Source organism: Streptomyces sp. WZ.A104 (assembly GCF_002382885.1).
Classification (GTDB): Bacteria; Actinomycetota; Actinomycetes; order Streptomycetales; family Streptomycetaceae; genus Streptomyces.
In genome coordinates this window covers 1-2,650 of sequence record NZ_NWVL01000161.1, presented here as the reverse complement: position 1 = coordinate 2,650, position 2,650 = coordinate 1, and the positions used below count along the sequence as shown (strand labels likewise).

3 protein-coding genes are annotated in these 2,650 nt (G+C 71.5%); all 3 read right to left on the bottom strand.

All coding sequences use genetic code 11. The features are described from left to right. Positions 1-441 (bottom strand): helix-turn-helix transcriptional regulator (locus CIB93_RS36870; RefSeq protein WP_143660145.1); only part of this gene is annotated, 441 nt, incomplete at its 3' end. A 465-nt stretch (positions 442-906) separates the two neighbouring features. Then, the gene (locus CIB93_RS36865; RefSeq protein WP_257002525.1) at positions 907-1,419 is read right to left on the bottom strand and encodes a DUF3017 domain-containing protein; all 513 of its coding nucleotides are present in this window, start codon (positions 1,417-1,419) and stop codon (positions 907-909) included. 24 nt (positions 1,420-1,443) lie between these two features. After that, a complete protein-coding gene (locus tag CIB93_RS36860; RefSeq protein WP_096633118.1) occupies positions 1,444-2,325 on the bottom strand; it encodes a bifunctional methylenetetrahydrofolate dehydrogenase/methenyltetrahydrofolate cyclohydrolase in 882 nt (293 codons plus the stop codon). Positions 2,326-2,650: the final 325 nt, after the last annotated feature.

The following is a 2,650-nucleotide window of genomic DNA, read 5'->3' as shown; positions in this document are numbered from 1 at the left end:
GGCCGGGACCCGGGCACCGCCGGAGCCGGCCGCGCCGTGACGGCCGCCCGAGGCGGAACGGCCGGACCGGCCGCCCGCCGGGGCGTCGGGGGCGGTCGCGCCCAACTCACCGAGCGCCGCACGGGCCTGGGTGATCCGGATGGCCTCCATCGTCATGTCGTGGCGCATCTCGGCCCGGCTCCACGCGCGCTCGGCCAGCTCCCACATGGTCGTGAGGTGGTGCTGCGGGGTGCCCGTCACCTCGGCGAGGGCGACGACGGCCCCGCGCGGGGCGAGGAGCCGCCCGTTGAGGTACCGCTCCCAGGACGTCTTGCTGTAGCCCGTGCGGTCGGCCACCGCGTTGATGTTGAGCCCGCTGCGGTCGACGAGCCTGCGCAGCTGGCTGGCGAACTCCCTGATCTGCGGATCGAGCTCTTCGGGCAGTGCCTTCCAACGAGGCATCGCTTTCCCCCCTCATGTCCCCCGGACGTGCTTGCTGTGCCCCGCTGCGGCCGGTCCCCCCGACCCACGCAACCCCGCCGAACTACCCACGAGGATGCGCGAAGCCAGGGTGTCAGTTCCTGACGAGGGGGCGCACGGGAGCATTCGGGACGGGGTACGCATCTTCGCGCGCCCCGATCACTGCCCCGATCACTGCTCTGTCTGCTCCGTGCTGCTCTGTGCGCCGGGCCAGTCTGCCATCGTTGCGCGACGATCACACCGTGCCGGAATGGTCACTTCCGTGCCACAGGCCCCAGGGAGCCCTTGAAGCGGCTCTTCGTGTCCATGACGCTTGGAGCAGGACGGGGCAAGGGTGCTCATTCCGCCCCATACCAGGGCTTGTTTCCCTGGTCACTCCGATCCGAGGTGCCCGTCCCTTCTACGGGGGAAGGGACGGGCACCACGGGCGGGATCGCGGGGGAGCCCTCAGCGGACCGTGAAGCGGACGGCGTCCTCCAGGATCGGCACGTCCAGCCACGGTTTCGGCTGCGCGACCAGCGCGAGCAGCACGATCAGGGTGCCCATCAGCCCGTACGTCACCAGGTCGGTGAACCGGGAACGTACCGCCAGCATGCCGACCGACGGCACCACCCAGCGCAGCACGGCACCGGCGATCAGCGCACCGCCGATCAGGATGGTGCCGATGCGGAACGCCTGGTCGAACGGGTCCAGGGCCACGATCAGCAGCCCCGCGCCCGCCGCGCAGAGCACGGTGAGCAGCGGCCACTGCCGGGCCGGTGCGGGCGCGTCGCCGGACGCCGCCCGGCCGCCGCCCTCGGGGCGCGCGGTGTCCCGGGTGAACTTCGGGAACCGCCGCGACCGGCGCCGGGGGGCGCTCCCGGTCCCGGGCCCGGTCACCGCACCGGGCCCGGCCACCGCGCCCTCACCGCCCGACTCGCTCGACCCGTCCGGCCCGGCCGGACTCGTACCAGCACCCATGGGGTTCCCTCCGCCGTCCGGCCGTCAGCCCGCGGCGGCGGCGTCGGCGGCCTCGGCGGCGAGCCGCTCGGCCGCCTCGACCACGTTGACCAGCAGCTGCGCGCGGGTCATCGGGCCGACACCGCCGGGGTTCGGGGCGACCCAGGCGGCCACCTCGCGGACCCCCGGGTGCACATCGCCGACGATCTTGCCGTCCGCGTCCCGGCTGACGCCGACGTCGAGGACCGCGGCCCCCGGCTTCACGTCCTCGGGCTTGATCAGGTGCTGGACGCCCGCGGCGGCGACGATGATGTCGGCCTGACGCAGGTGGGAGGAGAGGTCCCGGGTGCCGGTGTGGCACTGGGTCACCGTGGCGTTCTCCGACTTACGGGTCAGCAGCAGCGGGATCGACCGGCCGATGGTGACACCGCGTCCGACGACCACGACATGCGCCCCGTTGATCTCCACGCCGTGGGCACGCAGCAGCTGGACGACGCCCTGCGGGGTGCAGGGCAGCGGGCCGGTCTCGTTGAGGACGAGGCGGCCGAGGCTCATCGGGTGCAGCCCGTCGGCGTCCTTCTCCGGGTCCATCAGCTCCAGGACCCGGTTGGTGTCGATGCCCTTGGGCAGCGGCAGCTGGACGATGTAACCGGTGCACTCGGGGTTGGCGTTGAGCTCCCGTACGACGTCCTCGATCTCCTCCTGGGTGGCGGTGTCGGGGAGTTCGCGCTGGATGGAGCCGATGCCGACCTGTGCGCAGTCACGGTGCTTGCCGTTGACGTACCACCGGCTGCCCGGGTCGTCCCCGACGAGCAGGGTTCCCAGGCCGGGGGTGATGCCCTGCGCCTTGAGGGCCGCCACACGGACGGTCAGATCGGATTTGATCGCGGCAGCGGTGGCCTTGCCGTCGAGAATCTGGGCAGTCATGGGCCCATCCTCGCGGATGACCCCGCCCGCATACCAATTGCCGGCGCCTCCCCCGTACACGAGATTGCACTTGCACAACGTCTGGGGCTCCGGACTGGACAAACGCGGGCCCCCCTTATAACGATGAAGGCCGCGGTTGTACGGGGGGCGGGCCGCTGAACGTCGTCCTTCCTCCGTGTGGCCATCTCGTCCCCACACGTCTGTTGAAGGAACTTCCCAATCGTGTTGTCAAGCCGCTCCCGTGACGGGAGGTGAAGCATGAAAGCACTCTCCGTCACGGATCATCGCCCACAGGACGTTGAGGCGTCGGCGTGCGAGGGCCAGC

Bases quoted from the DNA above. Each gene is read 5' to 3' on its own strand.
- CIB93_RS36865 (WP_257002525.1), bottom strand. From the start codon at position 1,419: ATGGGTGCTGGTACGAGTCCGGCCGGGCCGGACGGGTCGAGCGAGTCG.
- CIB93_RS36860 (WP_096633118.1), bottom strand. From the start codon at position 2,325: ATGACTGCCCAGATTCTCGACGGCAAGGCCACCGCTGCCGCGATCAAA.